The 21480-nt window shown below is 34.2% G+C and carries 19 protein-coding genes, 1 pseudogene and 1 riboswitch; of the genes and pseudogenes, 6 read left to right on the top strand and 14 right to left on the bottom strand.

Annotated elements, in window-relative coordinates:
- Positions 1–4: 4 nt before the first annotated feature.
- Both JFU54_RS18280 and JFU54_RS18275 read right to left on the bottom strand, forming a co-directional pair.
- Positions 5–1642 carry a PTS transporter subunit IIBC gene (locus JFU54_RS18280; RefSeq protein WP_201065769.1) on the bottom strand — a complete coding sequence of 546 codons (1638 nt, stop codon included), beginning with the start codon at positions 1640–1642 and terminating at the stop codon, positions 5–7.
- Positions 1643–1844: 202 nt separating this feature from the next.
- Complete coding sequence (locus tag JFU54_RS18275) at positions 1845–3509, bottom strand: glycoside hydrolase family 13 protein (RefSeq protein ID WP_061688654.1); 1665 nt, start codon at positions 3507–3509, stop codon at positions 1845–1847.
- A gap of 375 nt (positions 3510–3884) precedes the next feature.
- On the opposite strand from JFU54_RS18275, the gene JFU54_RS18270 reads away from it, so the two are divergent.
- Entirely contained in the window at positions 3885–5219 is a 1335-nt protein-coding gene (locus JFU54_RS18270) for an FAD-binding oxidoreductase (RefSeq protein ID WP_201065768.1), read from the top strand.
- A gap of 30 nt (positions 5220–5249) precedes the next feature.
- Here JFU54_RS18270 and JFU54_RS18265 read toward each other — a convergent pair whose 3' ends face one another.
- The gene (locus JFU54_RS18265) at positions 5250–6176 is read right to left on the bottom strand and encodes a methyl-accepting chemotaxis protein (protein WP_435868542.1); all 927 of its coding nucleotides are present in this window, start codon (positions 6174–6176) and stop codon (positions 5250–5252) included.
- A 15-nt stretch (positions 6177–6191) separates the two neighbouring features.
- Positions 6192–6377 (bottom strand): annotated as a pseudogene (locus JFU54_RS30480) (HAMP domain-containing protein); the annotation flags it as partial.
- 376 nt (positions 6378–6753) lie between these two features.
- On the opposite strand from JFU54_RS30480, the gene JFU54_RS18260 reads away from it, so the two are divergent.
- From JFU54_RS18260 to JFU54_RS18250, 3 genes are all read left to right on the top strand, one after another.
- Complete coding sequence (locus JFU54_RS18260; RefSeq protein WP_002029539.1) at positions 6754–7476, top strand: amino acid ABC transporter ATP-binding protein; 723 nt, start codon at positions 6754–6756, stop codon at positions 7474–7476.
- A gap of 121 nt (positions 7477–7597) precedes the next feature.
- A complete protein-coding gene (locus JFU54_RS18255) occupies positions 7598–8392 on the top strand; it encodes an ABC transporter substrate-binding protein (protein WP_002016697.1) in 795 nt (264 codons plus the stop codon).
- A gap of 93 nt (positions 8393–8485) precedes the next feature.
- Positions 8486–9178, top strand: a complete 693-nt coding sequence (locus JFU54_RS18250; protein WP_002140233.1) for an amino acid ABC transporter permease — start codon at positions 8486–8488, stop codon at positions 9176–9178.
- A 50-nt stretch (positions 9179–9228) separates the two neighbouring features.
- On the opposite strand, the gene desB is transcribed toward JFU54_RS18250, so the two are convergent.
- Entirely contained in the window at positions 9229–10314 is a 1086-nt protein-coding gene (desB, locus tag JFU54_RS18245) for a Delta(10) desaturase DesB (RefSeq protein WP_002091268.1), read from the bottom strand.
- 578 nt (positions 10315–10892) lie between these two features.
- Here desB and JFU54_RS18240 point away from each other — a divergent pair.
- The gene (locus JFU54_RS18240; protein WP_016103229.1) at positions 10893–12419 is read left to right on the top strand and encodes an FAD-dependent oxidoreductase; all 1527 of its coding nucleotides are present in this window, start codon (positions 10893–10895) and stop codon (positions 12417–12419) included.
- A gap of 98 nt (positions 12420–12517) precedes the next feature.
- Here JFU54_RS18240 and JFU54_RS18235 read toward each other — a convergent pair whose 3' ends face one another.
- On the bottom strand, positions 12518–13300 hold the full coding sequence (locus JFU54_RS18235) for a nucleotidyltransferase domain-containing protein (RefSeq protein ID WP_201065764.1): 783 nt from the start codon (positions 13298–13300) through the stop codon (positions 12518–12520).
- A 113-nt stretch (positions 13301–13413) separates the two neighbouring features.
- Positions 13414–14523, bottom strand: coding sequence for a PRK06851 family protein (locus JFU54_RS18230; RefSeq protein ID WP_201065763.1), 1110 nt, complete (start codon positions 14521–14523; stop codon positions 13414–13416).
- 149 nt (positions 14524–14672) lie between these two features.
- Positions 14673–14785, top strand: a riboswitch (SAM riboswitch).
- A gap of 85 nt (positions 14786–14870) precedes the next feature.
- On the opposite strand from JFU54_RS18230, the gene JFU54_RS18225 reads away from it, so the two are divergent.
- Positions 14871–15503, top strand: coding sequence for a cyclase family protein (locus JFU54_RS18225; RefSeq protein ID WP_002091277.1), 633 nt, complete (start codon positions 14871–14873; stop codon positions 15501–15503).
- 25 nt (positions 15504–15528) lie between these two features.
- Here JFU54_RS18225 and JFU54_RS18220 read toward each other — a convergent pair whose 3' ends face one another.
- The 7 genes from JFU54_RS18220 to JFU54_RS18190 form a co-directional block, all read right to left on the bottom strand.
- Positions 15529–15912: a hypothetical protein gene (locus JFU54_RS18220; protein WP_033715352.1), complete on the bottom strand. Its 384-nt coding sequence runs from the start codon at positions 15910–15912 to the stop codon at positions 15529–15531.
- A gap of 229 nt (positions 15913–16141) precedes the next feature.
- On the bottom strand, positions 16142–17368 hold the full coding sequence (locus JFU54_RS18215) for an ATP-binding protein (protein WP_002140225.1): 1227 nt from the start codon (positions 17366–17368) through the stop codon (positions 16142–16144).
- Between the two features lie 143 nt (positions 17369–17511).
- A complete protein-coding gene (locus tag JFU54_RS18210; protein ID WP_201065762.1) occupies positions 17512–18777 on the bottom strand; it encodes an S-adenosylmethionine decarboxylase related protein in 1266 nt (421 codons plus the stop codon).
- Positions 18778–19008: 231 nt separating this feature from the next.
- Positions 19009–19677 (bottom strand): LSm family protein, encoded by a 669-nt coding sequence (locus JFU54_RS18205; protein ID WP_002016710.1) that lies wholly within the window; start codon positions 19675–19677, stop codon positions 19009–19011.
- A 178-nt stretch (positions 19678–19855) separates the two neighbouring features.
- A complete protein-coding gene (locus tag JFU54_RS18200; RefSeq protein WP_002140223.1) occupies positions 19856–20305 on the bottom strand; it encodes a hypothetical protein in 450 nt (149 codons plus the stop codon).
- Between the two features lie 20 nt (positions 20306–20325).
- A complete protein-coding gene (locus JFU54_RS18195; RefSeq protein ID WP_002091282.1) occupies positions 20326–20838 on the bottom strand; it encodes a hypothetical protein in 513 nt (170 codons plus the stop codon).
- Positions 20839–21086: 248 nt separating this feature from the next.
- Complete coding sequence (locus tag JFU54_RS18190) at positions 21087–21326, bottom strand: helix-turn-helix domain-containing protein (protein WP_002010190.1); 240 nt, start codon at positions 21324–21326, stop codon at positions 21087–21089.
- Positions 21327–21480 lie beyond the last annotated feature (154 nt).

Genomic DNA, 21480 nt, shown 5'->3' with positions numbered 1-21480 from the left:
ATTATTACGCACCTAACATATCTTGAATATCTGACTTTAATACGTCAGCTTTCGGGCCATATACTGCTTGTACACCTTTATCTTTTACAATAAGTCCTAAAGCACCATTTTGTTTCCATTTTGCTTCTGGTGCAACGGCATCTAAATCTTTTACTGTTACACGTAAACGTGTCATACAAGCATCTACGTCAGCAATATTATCTTTTCCGCCCAATAAATCAATAACTTTTGTTGCTAATGAACCATCTTGTACATTTCCTGTTCCTTCTGTTGACTCATCTTCATTATCAATATAGTTACCTGCACGCCCTGGCGTTGGTAAATTGAATTTTTTAATTAAGAAGTTGAATAACGTAAAGTTAAGGCCGAAGAACACTAATGAAACAATGACAAAGTTGATTAAATCTCTCGTTAAACCTGCATTGATCATCATTGGTGTACGTGTAATTAACTCAATAAATCCAAATGCATGAACACGTAAATTAATTAAATCCGCTAATGCAAATGCAAGTCCTGTTGTAATTGCATACACAACATATAATACTGGTGCAATAAACATGAACATGAATTCAATTGGTTCTGTTACACCTGTTAAGAATACTGCTAATGCAGCTGATAAGAACATTGGTTTATATTTTGCACGTTTTTCTTTATCAACATTACGGAACATCGCAAACGCAATCCCCATTAACGCTGCCGTTGAGCCGATAACTTGTCCAGCTTTGAAACGAGCTGGTACAACGTTATTTAATAAATCGTTATATGCTTTCGTATCTCCATTTGCTAATAAATTATTTAAATCTGTAATCCATGCAAGCCATAACGGATCTTGTCCTGCTACAATTTGTCCAACCTTTGAGCCAGTTAACATCGTATATGTTCCGCCTAGCTCTGTGTAGTTCATCGGAATTGTTAACATATGATGTAATCCAAATGGCAATAATAAACGTTCTAACGTTCCATATACAAACGGTGCAATAACTGGTGCACTATCTTTAGATGCTGCAATCCAGCGACCAAATTCATTTAATCCACTTTGGATAAATGGCCATACAAGTGATAATAAAATCGCAGTGACTGTAGACCAAACAATTACAACGAATGGTACGAATCGTTTTCCATTAAAGAATGCTAATGCCTGTGGCAGTTTATTATAATTGTAGTATTTGTTATATAAAGTAGCTCCTAAGAAACCTGTGATAATCCCTACGAAAACTCCCATGTTTAATGCTGGTGCACCAAGTACAGAAGTAAAGTAATCTTTTACAAGTAAATCTCCTGCTAAAAATGAAGAAACTGTCGCTTTTGAATCCGTTAACATTTGAGCGTTTACGCCAAATATAGCTCCTGTAATTCTGTTTGTTAAGACGAATGCTAATAGTGCTGCAAATGCACCACCTGCTCGATCCTTCGCCCAAGATCCCCCAATTGCTACTGCGAATAAGATGTGTAGATTTGTAATAATTGCCCAACCGATGTCTTCCATTACTCGAGCAATTGTATGAACTGCGTTAATATCCCCAGCAGACATCCCAATTAACTTACCGATGGAAATCATTAAACCAGCTGCTGGCATTACAGCTACAACCACTAATAATGCTTTCCCGAACTTTTGCCAAAAATCAAAAGACGTAATTTTCATCTGTTCTTCCTCCCCTTTATTTATAACAACATAATGATTTAAATTATAATTTCTGTTTCTCTTATGAAAACGATTCCTTATGTTACTTTTTTCTCTTTACGCAACCGTTTTCATAAATCTATTTTAATAAAAGCGTTTTCACATTGCAATAGAAATTTATTTTTTTTCATAAAAAAAGATGCTCAAGGAGCATCCTTTTTCATTATGAAATGCGATAAACCCTTGTTTCATAAGGTTTTAACGTGATTGTAGTTATTTGTTCATGTTCCGCAACTTTATAGTTATTTAAAAGCAAACGTTTGCGTTCTAATGCGAATAAACTCGTATTATACACAGCTTCCTCTTTTGAGATATTACTAATTACAATGACTTTTTCATCCTGTAACGTACGTGTATATGCATAAATTTGTGGATCGTCTTCTAAAAGTAAATCGTACGTACCGTAGTTCAGTACATCGTGCTCTTTTTTCAAGGCAATCATTTTCTTATAGAAATTGAAAATAGAGTTCTCTTCATTTTTTTGCTTTTCAACATTAATTTCTTTGTAATTTGGATTCATGCTAAACCAAGGTGTACTTGTTGTGAAGCCAGCATTCATTTCATCATTCCACTGCATAGGTGTACGTGAATTATCGCGGCAAGAAGCCCATATAATTTCCATCATATCTTGATGTGATACGCCCTCTGCAATTTTCTCACGATATAAATTTTTAATTGCTACATCATCGTAATCTTCAATATTTGGGAACTGAACATTTGTCATACCAATTTCTTGTCCTTGATAAATAAACGGTGTGCCGTGCATAAAGAAATACATCGCTCCTAAAGCCGTTGCACTTTCACGCCAATATTCTTTATCATTTCCCCAAGTAGACACAATACGTGGCTTATCATGATTTTCAATATATAAAGCATTCCATCCCTTATTTTCTAAACCTTTTTGCCACTTTGTTAATACTTTTTTCAACTCAACAACATCAAGATCTTTCTTCTTTTCTGCATCCCATAAGCTTAAATGCTCAAATTGGAATACCATATTGAATTTACCATTCTCTTCTCCAACCCAAAGATCAGCATCTTCAACTTTCACACCATTTGCTTCTCCAACAGTCATAATATCGTATTTAGCAAATGTGTTTTCTTTTAATTCTTCTAGTAATGGCTGAATACCATTTACATTCATATGTTTGTCAAAAGAAGGCACATACTTTAACCCTTTTGGATTTGGCATATCCTTCAGACCATCTTCTTTTTTTATATGACTAATCGCATCGACGCGGAAACCATCAATACCTTTATCAAGCCACCAATTAACAGTATCATATAAAACTTCACGAACTTCTTTATTCTCCCAGTTCAAATCTGGTTGTTTACGCGAGAATAAATGTAAATAATATTGCTCTGTCACTTCATCATATTCCCATGCAGAACCATTAAAGATACTTTCCCAATTGTTTGGTTCCGCGCCGTCTTTACCATCCTGCCAAATATACCAATCACGCTTCGGATTGTCTTTAGAAGAACTTGATTCAATAAACCATGGATGTTCATCACTTGTATGATTAATAACTAAATCAATAATAAGCTTCATGTCACGCTTATGAACTTCATCTAGTAGCATATCAAAATCTTCCATCGTACCAAATTCATCCATAATATCTTGATAGTCACTAATATCATAACCATTATCGTCATTAGGTGATTTATACATTGGACAAATCCAAATTACATCTATACCTAAATCTTTTAAATAATCCAGCTTTGCAATAATCCCCTGTAAATCTCCAATACCATCACCATTTGAATCCATAAAGCTACGTGGATAAATTTGATAAGCGACAGCTTCTTTCCACCATGTCTTATTCATACTAATTCTCTCCTTTTGCATCCCATCGGATTTTTTATGCAAACGTTTTCGTAACACTATCATAACAAAATATGAATAGTTTGCAACTGTTTTCATTGAACTCTATGTAGTTTCCTTATTCTTATGCCTTATTTATTTCTCACAAAGATAAAGTGAAACTTTAATCGTTAAGGAGGTGTCCATTCCCCGCTGATTATTAGCCCTTACCAATCGAGATTTTACGAGCAGCCCTATCTCCTTTTTTTCAGCCGGATTGTCTTACCGCTCGCAAATAACGGGATAAATCTAACCCTTCTCTTCTTCTCGTCCATGCGTGTTAAATACACTCTTCATATACTAATACAAGCTCATATTATTTCAGAAAGGAGATATAAATTGAAACAAACAAAATTAACTGGTCGTATCGTCGTTCCCTCGGATCCTGGGTATGACATAGCCCGAATAAATTTAAATTTAAGCATTCCAAAATTTCCTTGTATTATTGTTTTTTGTCAAAATAAAAATGATGTGTGTAACGCCTTAAAATGGGCACGTGAGCGTCATATACCATTTCGCTTAAGAGGTGGACGACATAGCTACGAAAATTTCTCTCTTTTAAATGGCGGGCTTATTATTGATGTGAGTGAAATGAAGCAAATTACGGTTAGTACAGGAAAATTAACAGCAACAATTGAAGCGGGTGCAAATCTTGGCACTGTGTACAAAGAACTTTGGAAATATGGTGTTACAATACCAGCTGGCACAAGTGCAAGTGTCGGAATTGTGGGGTTAACACTCGGCGGTGGCATTGGCATGCTTTCACGCTTATTTGGACTAACATGTGATCAATTAGTAGAAGTCGAAATGGTACAAGCGTGCGGGAAATTTGGTGCAAAAATCATTCGTGCAAATGAACAAGAAAACCCTAACCTATTTTGGGCATGCCGTGGCGGTGGCGGTGGAAATTTCGGGATTATTACTTCCTTAACCTTTCGAGTCCACCCTATTAAAAACGTATCAATTTTCTCACTTACATGGGAATGGAAAGACTTTATTGCTGCATTTCAAGCTTGGCAAAACTGGGCACCTTATATAGATGAACGTCTCACTTCATCAATTGAATTATTCTCTAAACAACGAAATAAAATCGAGGTGAAAGGTGAATTTGTCGGCTCTCCTTCTGAACTCTATCATCTATTATCTCCTCTTCTTGAAACTGGTAATCCTTCTCTCTTTATAGATGAAGTCCCGTATATAAAGGCTGTTCAATTCTTTAATAGCGGCAATATTCCTGAAAAATTCAAACGCTCTGGTTCCTACGTATATAAACCTATCCCTCTTAAAGGTATTCAAATCTTACAATATTTTCTTTCTCATGCACCAAATAAAGATGCGAGTATTTGGCACCAATCACTCGTAGGTGCTGTAGAAAACATTTCGCCTAATGAAACAGCTTATTTCCACCGCAAGGCAATTATTGCTCAAGAATATATTACTTCTTGGAAATGCAACGATGAAGAAAATCGAAATATACGCTGGGTTAAAGATTTACGGGAAAGCTTAGATCCTTACACACTAGGAGATTATGTCAATTGGCCCGATATCGACATAAAAAATTGGCAAACTAGTTATTATGGCTCTAATTTTCAAAGGTTGCGTAAAGTGAAGACAGCATATGACCCTTGTAATGTTTTTCGTTTTCAACAAAGCATTCCTCCTTTCCATACGTAAAAAGGAAGAACAGAATTCTGTTCTTCCTTTTTACATTGAAAATCGTTCAATGGTTTGTTTCAAGTCCGCTGCTTGCTTCTCTAAATCCTTTAATAATTGATCGATTACTACCATATTTTTAGATTGTTGCAACGTCACACGTGCCACTTCTTGTGAACCAGCTGATGTTTCCTCAGCAATTGCTGCTACAGCCTTCGTCTGTGCTCCTGTTTGATGAATGTGACTCACTTGTTCGTTCATATAGCTACTAATTTGCTTAGTTGCATCGGCAACTTCCATAATACTCGATGACATTTCTTTTAAAATTAATTCAGTAGCTTCTCCTCGTTTTGCCTCTTCTTTAGCTGTTTTCACTTGCTCCGTCATTTTCAATGCGACTTGTTGCACTTCCTCTTGCATATTTCGTAATAACTGCGATATATTTCTTGCAGAATGATCGCTTTCATCAGCAAGTTTACGTACTTCTTCAGCTACAACTGCAAAGCCCCTTCCATGCTCTCCAGCACGAGCTGCCTCAATAGAAGCATTTAATGCTAATAAATTCGTTTGACTAGCAATCTCACTCACAACAGAAACAATATGTTCTACTTGTTTCATTCGTTCTTCTAACTTCTGTACATTTTGCATCGAATCTTCATTCTCTTTTGCCAATGTTTGAATGCCTTGAATTAAAGAAGTAAAGACACGTGTACTTTGTCCTAAAGCTTGAACCATTTCTAAAGACAACTCGTCGGACTGTTTTGCTTTTTCTTCTACTTCACTCGCAATAGAGGTTGTTGTATCGACAGTTGAAACAATCGCCTGAATGGAAGCTGCTGATTGCTCGGCGCCAGAAGAAATCTCTGCAAGAGTTTCAGACACACCGCGTGCTTGCTTTGTCGCTTCCCCTGTTTGTCTTCTAATTTGCTGAACTTGATTATTTGTATACGAAAATGTAGTATCAATATTTTTTACCATACCTCTTAAGTTCTCGAGCATCATATTAAATGCAACACTTAAAGATTTAATCTCATCATCTACTTTTGGCAACGGGACATCTTCACGAATATCACCATCAGCCGCTTTCCTTGCTGCTTCTTCCAACTTTCGAAGTGGTTTAATTAAAAATATTGCTGCCCCATACGCTAAAATTCCAGACCATACTACACCTAATAACATAACGATAATATTATAAACAGTTTGACTTACATAACTTTGAAAATAATCATATATAACGTAAATAAAAAATAAACTTGTTGAATATGTAATGAAAGCTAAAACTGTAGTGAATAGCATAAGTTGTGTACGTAAGCCAAAGGAAAATGTCTTCCTTTCTTTTTCCATCTCTTCTTTCCCCCTTCTTATAAGCAATATAAGTGCTACCTATATATCATTATCCATATTTTCGTTATAGAAAGATATAGAGATTTTAAAAATCATAATTCCCTTGAATATCAAATTCCGTCAAAAAAAATAAAGGATTCTGACAATTTATGACTAATAACAGAAATAAGGGGCAACATTTGTAAAATATATTTTTGACTGGGGGTTTTGTATGATTCAAGTTCGAAATCTAGTAAAATCATTTGGCTCACTTGATGTTTTAAAAGGAATTGATTTAGAAGTAAAAGAAAAAGAAGTTGTTGTTTTAATCGGTGCCAGTGGTTCCGGCAAAAGTACATTACTTCGCTGTCTTAACTTTTTAGAAATGTACGATGAAGGTGAAATTCACTTACAAGGTGAACGAATTGATCCGAAGCATTCAAATTTAAACAAAGTCCGTGAAAATGTCGGTATGGTTTTTCAACACTTTAACCTCTTTCCTCATATGACCTCACTAGAAAACATCATAGAAGCACCTATTCACGTAAAAAAATTGGAGACAGCAGACGCGAAGGATGTTGGGAATCAACTCCTACAAAAAGTCGGCCTACAAGATAAGGCGGATGTAACTCCTCACCTACTTTCAGGTGGTCAAAAACAACGCGTTGCGATTGCACGAGCTCTTGCTATGAATCCTAAAATTATGCTATTTGATGAACCTACCTCAGCCTTAGACCCTGAACTTGTTGGAGAAGTATTGCAAGTTATGAAAGAACTTGCTGAAGAAGGAATGACCATGATTATTGTTACTCATGAAATGAATTTCGCAAGAGATGTAGCTGATCGCGTCATATTTATGGATGACGGAAAGATTGTAGAGGACGCTCCGCCAGCACAATTCTTTTCAGCTCCATCACATGAACGAGCAAAACAATTTTTACGTAACGTTTTATAATGTAACTTCTGTTTCAAATGAAAAGAAATACATTCATACGGTGCACAACTAATTGTCCAAATAAAATATCTCAGTAACATACTTAAAACCATCCGTATGATCAATATATAGGAGGGGTTTTATGAAAAGAAAACTATTAACCATTGTTGCGAGTATTACATTATGTACATCCTTCATACTAGGAGCCTGTAGTAAGGAAAGTGCTACTACTTCTTCAAATGGTGAAAAAGAATTTCGTTATGCGATGAGTGGCTTATATAAACCTTTTAACTATAAAGAAAATGACGGAAAGCTTGCCGGTTTTGATGTGGAAATTGGTGAGGCACTTGCGAAAAAAATGAATATGAAACCCACTCCTATTACAAATCCATGGGAAACGCTAATTCAAGGTCTACAATCGAAAAAATATGATGCTATATTGGGCAGTATGGCAATTACAGAAGAACGCTTAAAAGCTGTTAGTTTCTCCAATCCTTATTATCGTTCTGGTGCCCAAATTTTTGTGGCTAAAAAGAATACATCTATCTCTTCTCCAGAAGATTTGAAAGGTAAGAAAATTGGTGTTGTAAAAGCTAGTACCTTTAAAGACCTTGTTGCAAAACATACAGATCAAATCACAGAATATGATAGCGATATTACTGCACTTATGGACTTAGAGCCTGGACGTATTGATGCAGTAATCACTGATCAAATGGTCGGTTTACGTATGATCAAAGAAGGTAAATCAAATATAAAAGAAGCTGGAAAACCATTAAATCTTGATGAAATGGGAATTGCTATTCGTAAAGATGATAAAGAAATGGTTGAGAAAGTAAATAAAGCTTTAGATGAAATCATTAAAGATGGTACGTATGAAAAGATCAGTAAAAAATGGTTTGGGCGTAATATTCTCGGTGAAGAGGAAAAAACGAAGTAAATTAGCTATTCAAATGTTTCATACATTATGCCCCACTTTTTATGTGGGGTATTTCATTCCCTACTAAAATCCATACAATATGAGGTGACACATATGTTTGAAATTTTTATGTCTACTTATCCCACACTCTTAAAGGCTACTATTGTCACATTACAATTAACACTAACATCCCTATTACTTGGTTCACTAATTGGATTACTATTCGCTTTTTTTCGAATCTCTAACAATAAGATTTTAAATAGTATTGCTCATGTATATATCGCCATTATTCGTGGTACACCTTTAATTGTTCAAATTGCCATTCTCTATTTCGGTATTACATCGATTATTGTCTTCACTCCTTTTTGGGCAGGAGCAATTGCTTTAGCAATCCATAACGGTGCATATATTACTGAAATTTTCCGCGGATCCATTCAGTCCGTTGACCGTGGACAATTGGAAGCTGCTCGCTCTTTAGGTATGCCTTACCCTTTAGCGATGCGCCGGATTATATTACCACAAGCATTTCGTCTGTCTCTTCCCCCTCTAGGGAACCAATTTATTATTGGATTAAAGGATTCTTCACTTGTCGCTTATGTAGGAATGTCCGAATTATGGGGATCCGGTTTATCAATTGCCGCAGGTAACTTCCAGCAATTAGATACATATATCATTGTTGGTGTATACTATCTCGCACTAGTTCTTCTATTTACTTATCTTGTTAGTCTTCTAGAAAAACGACTACAACGAAAAGAAAATAACTCTGTCCAGGTCAAGACGAAGAACAAGAAAGAAGTCTCTTTATAACAAAAAGCAAGCTCTAAGAGAGCTTGCTTTTTCATCGTAAGATATGTCTATTATTGATTTACTTTTTTTATAGTCTCTTTTTCCTCTATATGTTCCTCACGATATGAAATATTATGAGGATCCAATCCATTTCCTAAAGAACCATAGAAATGCTCCCTATGCGGATCAACTAATTCACTTCCGTGATAATACACACGTGGTGTATTCCAAAGTGCTGCCAAAGCTTTTGTCATCGGCATTTCGTGATAGCGTTCCGGCCACATTTCTTTAATTTTATCTTTTACTAATGGATAGTATTTAGAACTCATAGCAGGAAACAGATGATGTTCTGTATGGTATGAGAAATTGAAATGTAAAACGTCTACCCAGCGCGGTACTGTTACTGATAAACAGTTTGCTAAAGGATCATTTACTGGAACAATAGGATTTAAGCGGTGATTTGTTGCGATATACGCCATTACAATAAAGTTAGCAATTAACAACGGAATCACGTATGCAAAGAACCACTTTGTAGGTCCCATAATAAACAATAAACTAATCCAAACTGTCCAGGGCAAAAGAAGTTGAAGCCATACAGATTTTTGATTGGATGACTTAAATTCTTTTATAAAATGAAAGAACATTCGAGTCGAATGTAACGTAAATTGAATTGTTAGTGACAGGAAACTAAAGAATGAACGTACATGAAGAGGCATGCGATATACCCAACTCAAAAACTTACTCTTTTTCAGTTTCTCAAATGTCGGCCATGCATCTGGATCATTCTCTTCATGCTGTGTGTGAACATGATGCGTTGCATTATGCCACTTTCTCCAAAGTTTTGGGCCAGTTGATAATGGCATAAATGCTATCGCACCTAAAAAATCACGAAGCCATGCCTTTCTTACAACTGTTCCATGTAAAATTTCATGTCCTAAAAATCCAAGTGAAGCAAAACATAATCCAAGAACAATTGCAATTCCTAGATTTGCCCACACATTCAATTCAAATACACCGATCGTTATTAAACCAGCCAATGCCACAAGTAAATAAGCCAGTCCACCAAATAATCGATTAGGAACTGGTTTAAATGCTTTTTTCGGCAAATGTGGTGCTACACGTGCTGCATACCACCCAAACGTATGAAGCTCCTTCATCCTTTTGCCCCTTTCTTATGCCGCGCCCCGCGCAACTTGCATATATCAATTCTTGCTTCCAGATTGATTTTACTACGTGATCCAAAAAGCATTTATCATAAGGAAAATATACTCACTCTATCGTCACTTAATTTTCGCTTTTATTATCAATGAAAAACATTTCTCTCTTTACTCTCTATCAACCTTTCCACATGATGAATCATAACAATAGAATTTCTATATTGTCAACAACTTTTATGACCTAGTAATAAAAGTTGGTTATATTTTTATAATTATACTTTATTTCACTAAAGAAAAAGCATAGATTTCATAAGGCTTTATCAGCTATATATACATATCCACTTAAACAACATAGACTCTATCTTATTCAAGAACTCTCTATGTAATCAACAAATGGAATCACTTGAATTTATCTTTATATAAATCCTACTTCTTCATACTGCCCCAATAAAATAATTATATTAAAATATTTTTTCTTTCGTTTAGTAAAAATAGAACGCTACGAAAACAACATACATGAATTCCATATAATATGGAAATATTAAAAGGAAAATTGTTCTAATTTGGAGGTTTTCAAAATGACAGATGACACATTTCCGCAGTTACCATCATCCTATTGGATTGAATCTACTCAATTTCCTACTTTTCCTCATTTATCCGAAAATATAAAGACAGAAGTTGCTGTTATCGGTGCTGGTATTACAGGTATTACTACTGCCTATTTACTTGCAAAAGAAGGCATCGACGTTGTTTTAATTGATTCTGGTCTTATTTTAAACGGAACAACTGGGCATACAACAGCGAAAGTAACAGCACAACATGATCTTATTTACGACGAATTAATAAATCATTTCGGTGTGGAAAAGGCCAGGCTTTACTATGAATCAAATAATCATGCTCTACAATTCATAAATGAAACTGTTCAAACATATAAAATCGACTGTAATTTCTCAAATGAAGATTCCTATTTATATACAACTACCGATAACGGATTAAGAAATTTATCGAAAGAATATGAAGCTTATCAAAAATTAAATATACCTTGTGACTATGTTCAATCTCTATCGATTCCTATTCCAATACAATCTGCACTTGTAATGAAAAATCAAGCACAATTCCATCCCCTCCTTTATTTGAAAACACTTTTAGAAAAGTTTGTGGAGATGGGTGGCAAAGTTTATGAACAAACAACAGCTATGGATGTGGAAAAAGGAGATTATCCACAAGTAATTACAAAGGGTGACCATCGCATCACTTGTAAATATATTGTCTCTTGTTCACATTTTCCTTTTTATGATGCTAATAGCTTTTTCTTTACGCGAATGTACGCAGAACGCTCCTACGCCCTCGCAATAAAAGCAAAAACGGATTATCCAGGAGGCATGTATTTAAGTATCGATGATCCAAAACGCTCCATACGTTATACGACAAGCAATGGAGAAAAGTTGATATTGATTGGCGGAGAGAGCCATAAAACAGGCCAAGGAATTAATACGATGCTTCATTATGATGCACTATATTCCTTTGCTGAATCTACTTTTGGAGTAGATGAAATTCCTTATAGATGGTCAGCGCAAGATTTAATCACGCTAGATAAACTCCCTTATATCGGACATATTAACGAAAGGAATCCAAATATATTTGTGGCAACTGGATATCGTAAATGGGGAATGACGACTGGAACTGCAGCAGCTCATTTACTGAAGGACTCCATTCTAAAAGTCCACAGCCCATATAAAGAACTGTTTGCACCATCACGCTTTCATGCAAATCCGGATATAAAAACTTTCCTCTCTCAGAACATTGATGTTGCTAAACACTTAATTGAAGGAAAAATTGAAACCGCATTACGTAAGCCAGAAAATCTTGAAGTTGGCGAAGGTTCTGTTGTACATGTCAACGGTAAACGAGCAGGTGCTTATAAAGATAAAGAAGGAAAATTACATATCGTCGATACAACTTGCACACACCTCGGCTGTGAAGTTGAATGGAATAGCGGTGATTGTACTTGGGATTGCCCTTGTCACGGTTCCCGTTTTTCAATTGATGGGGATGTTATGGAAGGTCCAGCAGATCAACCATTAAAGCGAGTTGATAACGAATAATTACAGATTCAGCGTGAGTTTTCATTTACTCCCTTTTGTAAGAATAATCGTAACTAGCACCGTTTTCTTTATTCCTAAAACACAAAAAGAGCACAAACTCACTTGTGCTCTTTTTCATATACTTCAAACAACATATTTCGAAATAATGTATTCAAACTCTCAATATCAATCCCTAATCCCTTTTCAATCCCTTTCACGTATTGCTCATAATAATCAATTTGTTCTTCTAAAAATTGATTTAACACCTCAATTTTCAATCCAACATCTAATTCCGTACCTGCTTTTTTCTTTATTAACAACTTTTCAATTTCATCTAATACACTAGGCTCTACTGATAGTTCCATAATTAACCGGTCAAATTCTACTGGGGGCAATGTCCCTTTCTCTTCTAACCATTTGCAAGCTAAAATAGGACGTAGTACGTAAAAGTACTTTTTCAACTTTACATTTTCAACTTGCAAAAATTCACGATAATTTTTTGAAGCCATATGTAAGTAATGATATATCGTTGCTTTCGGATCAAAATTCTTTTCACTCTTTTGCTGAAGCTGTTCTGGAAAGTTAGAGTTTTTCGAATAAAAAATTGGTGATCGAATCCACTCAAGTAAAGCTGGATTTGACTTCGCGAATAGTTGCAATGCCTTTTTAATATCCCAACCACTTATGTCTAAATCATCACTAATTGGATATTCGATTACATCACGCTTATCATGAATTGATAAATACCATTCTACTGGATGTATATAAACAAACCTAACATCATAATCGCTATCTTTCGATGGGAATCCCCAAGCACGACTCCCTGATTCCACTGCAAATAAAATTTTCACATCATTCTCTTTTTCAATTCGTTCTAGTTCTAATTCAATTTTCTCTCTCATTTCATACCATCTCCATTTTTTGATTATTTCCCTGGTAATTCGACAAATATACGACTAATTTTACTATATACCAAAACAGCTGTCAGAAAATTTCTGACAGCTCAATAAAGCACTTATTTTTTCTTTTCCATTACAGTAGCCGCAATGCGTTCAAACTCATTTTGAATCTCCTCTTTATATGCATCCACTTTTGAAAAATCCATAGCAGCAATATAAATTCGTTCTAATTTATCACGAACTGATTTTGCTTTTGCTAAGAAAGACATTGCCTCATTCATTTTTGCTTTATATTGAATGGAAACGTCACGAATTTCTGTAGCATACTTCTCATCCGTCCCTGTTTTAACAATAAGAGTATACATATCTATAATCTCATCACCTTCGCGACTTGGAAAATATTCATGTGGTGCGGTACTATCAAAAATTGCAAATCCTAATTCTCTTACGATAACCATATCAAGACTATTCGGGTCAAATCCGCAATGATATACTTCAACGTCAAAACCTTTTTCTTCTGCTGCCTTCGATAACTTTTTAAGCATTGTTGATTTTCCAGAACCCGGGCGTCCTTTTATAAAATAACGATGTGGTAATCCTTCTGTTAAATTAGGAACAAAATCAACTGCTCCTTTCGGTGTAGCAGCTCCTAAAAAACGATGTTTCACAATCGATTGTTTTCCCTTTTTATCTGCAAATAATTTCTGAATTAGCTGATCTGTTAGTTCATTTGCTTTATTAAAATCAATGTTATTAATATATATTTTCTCCCACTCATCATGTATAACTAACGCCTCTTTAAAACATCCGTAAGCAGATTTGAAAGCCTTGCCCGCTTCTAATACAAACCGTTCAATTTCTAACTTCTGCTTTCTTAATTTATCTGAGTCCCAAGCAACTCCTAAATTTATATACTCTTCAATAACTCCTGGCATTTTCGGCTCAATAACATGCGGTGATGTTCCATCAACAATTCCTACTTTTAATTTCGGAATAATCACTCCATCAACTGACTTATTATCAGAAGAACAATGCAAAAGTTCAATATCATATCCTTTTTCAACCCATTCACGACCTATTGCCTTAATTAAAGAAGATTTTCCCGTTCCTGGGCCTCCCTTTAAAATAAACAACCTGTCTAGCCCCTTCAAATTCTCTTCGTATAAGCTGTGAAATCCTCTAGCTGTATTTCCACCGGCATAATAATTCAATACATTCCCTGTCACTGCACTCACTCCTTCGCAGCATTCTACTTACATAAGCTACAATATGCGAGCAACTTTATTTGGGTGAACACCTAATTTGTATTGCACGAAAAAAGGAAATGAATTACAATTTAAATATCACAAATATTCCGAATTTAAAACCGAATAAACCTTTATCAAGAGAGGCAGAGGGACCGGTCCTTTGAAGCCCAGCAACCTCAGTTTATGCAAACTGAATAGGTGCTAATTCCTGCAAAATGCATTGCATTTTGGAAGATAAAACTCAACTAGTATGTAAAGCTCATCTTTCTTGATTATGAAGGGTGGGCTTTTTATTATTTGAAAAAAATATATTGGAGGTATGTAAAATGAAAGTAATTGATCTATCACAAACGTTTGAAAATAATATGTCTCAATTTCCTGGAACACCAAAAATCCAACTAGAAGCCATTACAAGCGTTGAAGAAACAGGTTATCAAGTTACGAATTTTCATTCTGTCGTTCATGTTGGTACGCATTGTGATGCGCCTGCTCATTTCATTTCAGGCGCAACCACTATTGATCAATTACCCCTAAATCAATTTGTAGGCGAAGCTGTTCTTATCGATGTGACTCATGTTCAAGAGCGAAAATTACCTAAGGAAGTATTACATACTGTCGACATAAAAGAAGGCGATATTGTCATTTTCCATTCCAATCTATCTAATAAATGGAATACCGAAGCTTATGAGAAAGAAGCGTTTTATCTTTCCGAAGAATTAGCTGAAGAACTAGTTCAATTAAAAGTAAAATCTGTCGGTTTAGATTTTATTTCTCCTGATGAGGTAACGACAGAAACATCACCGATTCATCACATACTGTTAGGAAATAATATTTACTTAATTGAAAACTTAACAAACTTAGATGCCATTAAAGCGAAACGATTCTTTTTCTCAGCAGCACCTTTAAAAATTAAAAATAGTGACGGTGCTTTCGCAAGGGCATTCGCTGTTATTTTTTAAACATGGTCTACAAAAAAAGCAAAGATCACTTTTGACCTTTGCTTTTATATTTTTTATTTAAGTTAAAAAAGAATTGCTCCACCTTTGGTCGTATCCACGCTAAATAATCTTTATCTTTCTTCTTTGTACAAGCTATCTCTTCTCCATCTACCATTTCGACAAGTTCTAGCTCTAACAGTTGCCTCGTAAATGCTACCATATTTACTTCTTCTGCTGGATATTCTTCTTTTAATTTCTCCTCAATTTCTCCCAATAAAAAACCGTCACGCATCATTGCTAGTGCATCAATCCAAAGTGGCGGCATTTCATATGTCTCTCCTGTAATCGTATCTTTTACAATATAGTTCTTTTGCTCTTTTCGAAATTGAATCGTGTGTAAACATACAGTCGAATTTAATGTTAATTCCATCATACCACCCCTTTCATCATATCCGCATAGAAAAAAGGATGCGCGTGCACCCCTTCTTTTCTTTTCATAACACTACTGAACCGTTACATGAGCTAAAAGCTCTATGTCGATATTTTCCTCCATTATAAACGAAGTTTTTTATAAAAAAAACCCTTCTTGAAACATTTTATAAAATGTTTATATTTACACAACAAGAACACTTTTCTGAAAAGTAATTTCGTCTAATGCACTACACTGTTGGTAAATAAATTTCCACTTTCGTTCCTATCCCCATACTACTTTCAATCGCGATACTCCCTTGATGTTCTTCAATAATTTTATATGTAATCATTAATCCAAGACCTGTACCATTCTCTTTTGTTGTATAAAAAGCTTTTCCGATCTTTTCTATTTTCTCATTTTCTATCCCAAGACCTTGATCTTCAACAGAAATACACAAGTTCTCTCCAGCTTTTTCATATGCCAGAATCCGAATATTTCCGCCTCCTGGCATCGATTCAATTCCATTTTTGATGATGTTTAACAACACTTGTTTTAATTGCTTATCATCACCATTTATAACGGGTAAATTTCCATCTACTTGCAAATTAAATTTAACTTTATATTGAGTCGCATAGCTTTCCATTAACTGTACAACATATAAAAGGATTTCCCCTATATTACACCATTCATAATTTGTTGGTTTCGGTTTTCCTAATAACATCAATTCACTAACAAACCCATTAATTCTCTCAATTTCTTGCAGCATAATCTCATAGCTCATCGTATCTTCAGGATTTCTTTCTTTTTGAATTTGTGTAAATCCTTTTAAAGCTGTTAATGGATTTCGAATTTCATGAGCGATTGTTGTAGACATAGTCCCAATAACCGCTAAATTTTCTGTCTCTTTCATACTGTTCATCATCTCAACAACTGTCCTTACATAAGATTGAAATCTCTTTAATAAAGAATGCGAAATGATGAAAAAGAATATACATAATACAAGCGGAATCACAACTTTTACATCTTGTAATATCAAAGTAAAAAATACATATTTTCCAATTACACTACAGGAAACGAAATAAAAATATTTTCTGTTCACGAAAATCGGTGCAAATAAAATTAAAAATATTTCAACCATATTTCCATTTTCAAAAACACGATCACTGTGTAAATAAATCATTAAGTTATTAATAAGATCAATAAGCATGTACCCAATTAAAAATAAGTATTTCACAAAATATACATAACCTTGTTTTTGAAGATATATTGAAATAGGAAATAAAGATATTACTAATATATATACACCTATTCCCATACCACCTTCTGGCCACCCTACCCTTGCTTCATTAATATTCATAGCGGGATAAACAAAATAATAGATAACGTCATATAAAAAGAATATAATATAGAATAATAATATAAATACTTTTAAAGCTTCTCTTTCTTCATAAATCAAGCTCTTGTATTTGTTCATATAAAAACTCCTCTTGATCAATACAAAAAAACATTTCAAGTGTTATCTCTTTAAATTATAATTATGAAATTGCTTTCAGAGCAACATGTAACCTTCTAATACTAAAAGGAAGGAGATACAGCTCCTTCCTTTTCAGTTACAATTTATATCCATCTTACCCTATCATTTAGCAATCCATCTGTAAAATTATTATGTCCTACTACAAAATCCTTCATATATAAATTTAAATATTCCCCATACTTACTTTCAGTATTTAATAATAATTCTTCTACATAATAAGCGCCTTGTCCAAAAGTATCTAACAGTAAACTACATAAGCCAGCATAAATTCCACACCCTACTTGGAAGTACGTCGCATTTGTTTTATATTTTCGAAAAACTTGGCTACTATTCATTACATTATACATGTATGTCTCATTATGTTCATAAACGAGTAACACACCGACTAAATCTTCTCCTATAATATCATCTTCTGCTGGATTAAATACTTTACGATTCCAATTCCATAAATCTTCCACTTTGTCTAAGTTCTGTCTAATTAAGTTTGTTGTATACTCATTGATCCGATAAAGAAAACCCACTTCCATATTAAAAGATTTCCCTAAAATTAAAACTTCTTCATGTGGCATTAAGCAACCATAAAATTCTTTTTCACCTAACTTTACTTTATACTCTGAAGCATATACATCCTCATAAAAGTAAAGTGGGCGATGATGACTCATATACATAGGATAACTCCATATCGCTTCATCAAGAAAACGCTCAACTGCCCATGATGCATAAAGTGTATGAGGTTTTATAAGCTCTTTATCATTCAAAAATGAATTATCATGTTCTACAATATAGCATGCTCGCGGCTTTTCATTTGGACGTTCTTTCATAAGCTCAACAACCATCCATTGAACAACACCAGGATTCATACCTGAGCCTATAATCGCTCTTGTATTTGTAAATGTTTCTTTCTCCTTCTCAAACCTCGTATACCTTTCCGTAAGCTGAAAACCAAGTAAACTATCGTCTTGATCTACTGCCTCATTTTCCAAAGCCGAATTAATATAACAAATGCCAAGGTCATTACAACAACTCAGTACCCTAATTGTATCTGCACCTGAAACATCAATAACAACCTTCGTTCTTTTTTCCTTTAAATGATGTTTAAATTTGACTACATCTTGAAGGTTTATTTCATATAAAAAAAATTGCTCTTTCAAATTTGGAAACAACTCATCATAATAACTTTTCTCTTTTTGTTTTATATCCACCAAATGGAAGTTCACATTCTTTATCACTTCATAAATTGGATCTTTTTCATTTACTACCGCTTGATTCAAAATTGCTAACACTGCTTTTGCTGCTCCACCAGCACTGCCAAGTAATGTAATCGAAAACGAATCTGGAAACTGCTCCACAAACAAAACCCCTTTAATAAAGTAGTTGAGCAGCACTTCCTCAAAAGTGAGTTGAATACACAAAAAGGTAGCTCGTACACCTTTAGTACAAGATTGCCCCTTCAAAGATCACACTAACATACCTATATGATATTCAATTCATTTCCCCCTCATATCCAAATCGAATTAAACAAATAGGCTCGACCTTTTCTTCCCTATATATAAAAGAAAAAGCCAGCCCTTTCAACTAGCCTACGGACAATGGACAGATTTCACATGTTGAATATTCACGTACATTTTTGCGTCACGTGCTTTTAATATTTCAATATGCCCTTCATCAATTTTCGTCATCTTTCCGATTTTATTAGATTCCTCGCCTAAATCAAACACCATAATTTTCCCTGACATTTTAATAAGCTGTTCTTCAAAAGTTCTAGCTAGAGTAATATTTAATGGATTTACGGGGAGTTCATTTTTATTGAGGGAATAAGGCACTTGGTTCTCTTTATAAGGAATTAACCACTTCAAATGCTTTAAAGATATATATACAGTTTTGTAAACAGGGCTATAAAAAACAATATAATCGTTCATCACACTTGTAACATAACCGTGTATCGGAACATTTCCTGCCACATAAATTTCTGTAAAAATCCCTTTAGATGTGATTAATACTTTTCTCAAAGAAATTGAAGGTGATTCCCTCTTAATTACAGAGTCCACACCAGGCTTTAATATTTCTTCATCATGCTCTCTTAAAAATTTATAATACTGGATATGGTATAAAGATATATATACATAGTCTTGTCCATTGTAAAGAACTACAATATCATTTCCTACATCAATTAATACACCTTTAAATCTTTTTTCACCGATTAATTTAACGTATATATTTTCTCCAATATTTTTGTTTAACTCATTCATCTATATCCTCCTTTCTATAAAATACTACTTTTCCTGCCTTCCATTTCTAAAAAAATAATCAGGGCAATGTTCTGTCTTTTAATAGTAAGAGATCCTTTTCATATATCGTTCATAATTGTAGCGAACTATGAAATCGTTCTTTACTTCCAATCATAATGCCCCTCTTATTTATTAAACATTATTCATCTTCATTCTTTTTACATTTCACTATTTGACTCACACTCTTAATATGATAATTAATTATATAAATAACTTCATCACAGTTTACTAGTATAATACATTCTTCATGCACTTCACTTAATAAACCTTCTACACACTCTGGTCCACCGCGATTAATCTTTATCCACTTATACTTCAGATCTTTTAATACATCAAAAAAAGTATCTTCATCAGAATAGAAACATGAACCATAGTAATCGTCACATTTTGTTTCTTTCACTTTCTTGACTAGACTCTTTACATGTTTCAGCTGATAATACACTACTTCTCCATGAGGTAATTGTAGTGTAAGGTAATCTTTTCCTAACGATAACAGTACACCTACTCGACTTTCTGGTCCGCGCAGATTTACTTTTACATTCTCACCGACTAAACCTTTAATTTGATCACAGCATAATACGCTCTCCAAGTTCGTATCCTCCTTCCTTATTATCTTCCTCTACTTGATTGTCTTTGTGCACGAGTTCGACCTGAATTATTGCTTTCACTGTTGCTTTCACTGTTACTTTCTTCGCTCTCTCCGCACACTACTGGGCTATAACTAACACTCTTAATATGAGCTATTGAGATTAATATAACTTCTTCTTTTACAATTAATGTCACATAATCACAAGAAACATCTTGTAAAATACCTTCAATTTTTTCTGGGCCACCCCGATTAATTTTCACCCAGCGATATTTGAAGCTTTGAAGTAGCTTTTCAAAGTCATCTTCATATTCCAACCATCCATAATCGTCTGCTTCACAATCTTTCGTATTTTTTGTAACACTTTTTAGATGGCGAAGCTGATAGTAAGAAAGCTCTCCTTTTTCACTCTTTAATACAAAGTAATCCGAACATACTGCGACTATTATTCCTTTTTGAGATTCTGGACCACCTCTGTTTACTCTCACGTAAGATCCAATTAAGTCTTTCAAAAAATCACAATGAAATAAACTCACGAGAAAACCCCTTCCATTAATTTATAAGCTTTTGCACTGATAGTATATGTATCTGTACAGGTTATGTTCGCTATGTTTGTCCCCGCTATGAAAAAATATGCTTTTAACTAATAATACTAATCCCCATAAAATCTTCTTTCCCTTAAAGTAACTCTAGGATTTCGGATGACTTTTTCATCCCTTAATATAAAAAGCCCACGTATTAAGATACATTTCTGCATATCTTAATACGGGGGCTTTTTATAAATTTAATCTTCGTCTTTAACATCCATATCTTCTGGAATTGGTTCATTTAATATTTCTTCCACTAACTGCTTATATTTCTCCATTTGTTCTAAATGTGTATTAAACTGTTCCTTATTTATTAAATATTGCTCTCCATCAAACAATGCACGAACTTTCTTTTGCTGAATTAAGTCTTCAACATACGATTTTGGTAATTTCAAATACTCCGCAGCCTCTTCTATCGTTATATACAATGTGTTCATTCCTTTATTATTTTTTCATATACATAATGTATCTTACTTTATTTTTGTAAACAAATAAAAAAGATTTTGTAAATACAAATTAAAAAGCAGGTAGATGCATTCCATATATTGTATAATAGTATAGTAAGTATTTTTTTAAATATAGAATGGTATT

This window comes from Bacillus sp. TH19 (assembly GCF_016651075.1).
Classification (GTDB): domain Bacteria; phylum Bacillota; class Bacilli; order Bacillales; family Bacillaceae_G; genus Bacillus_A; species Bacillus_A mycoides.
This window is presented reverse-complemented; position numbering and strand designations above follow the sequence as displayed.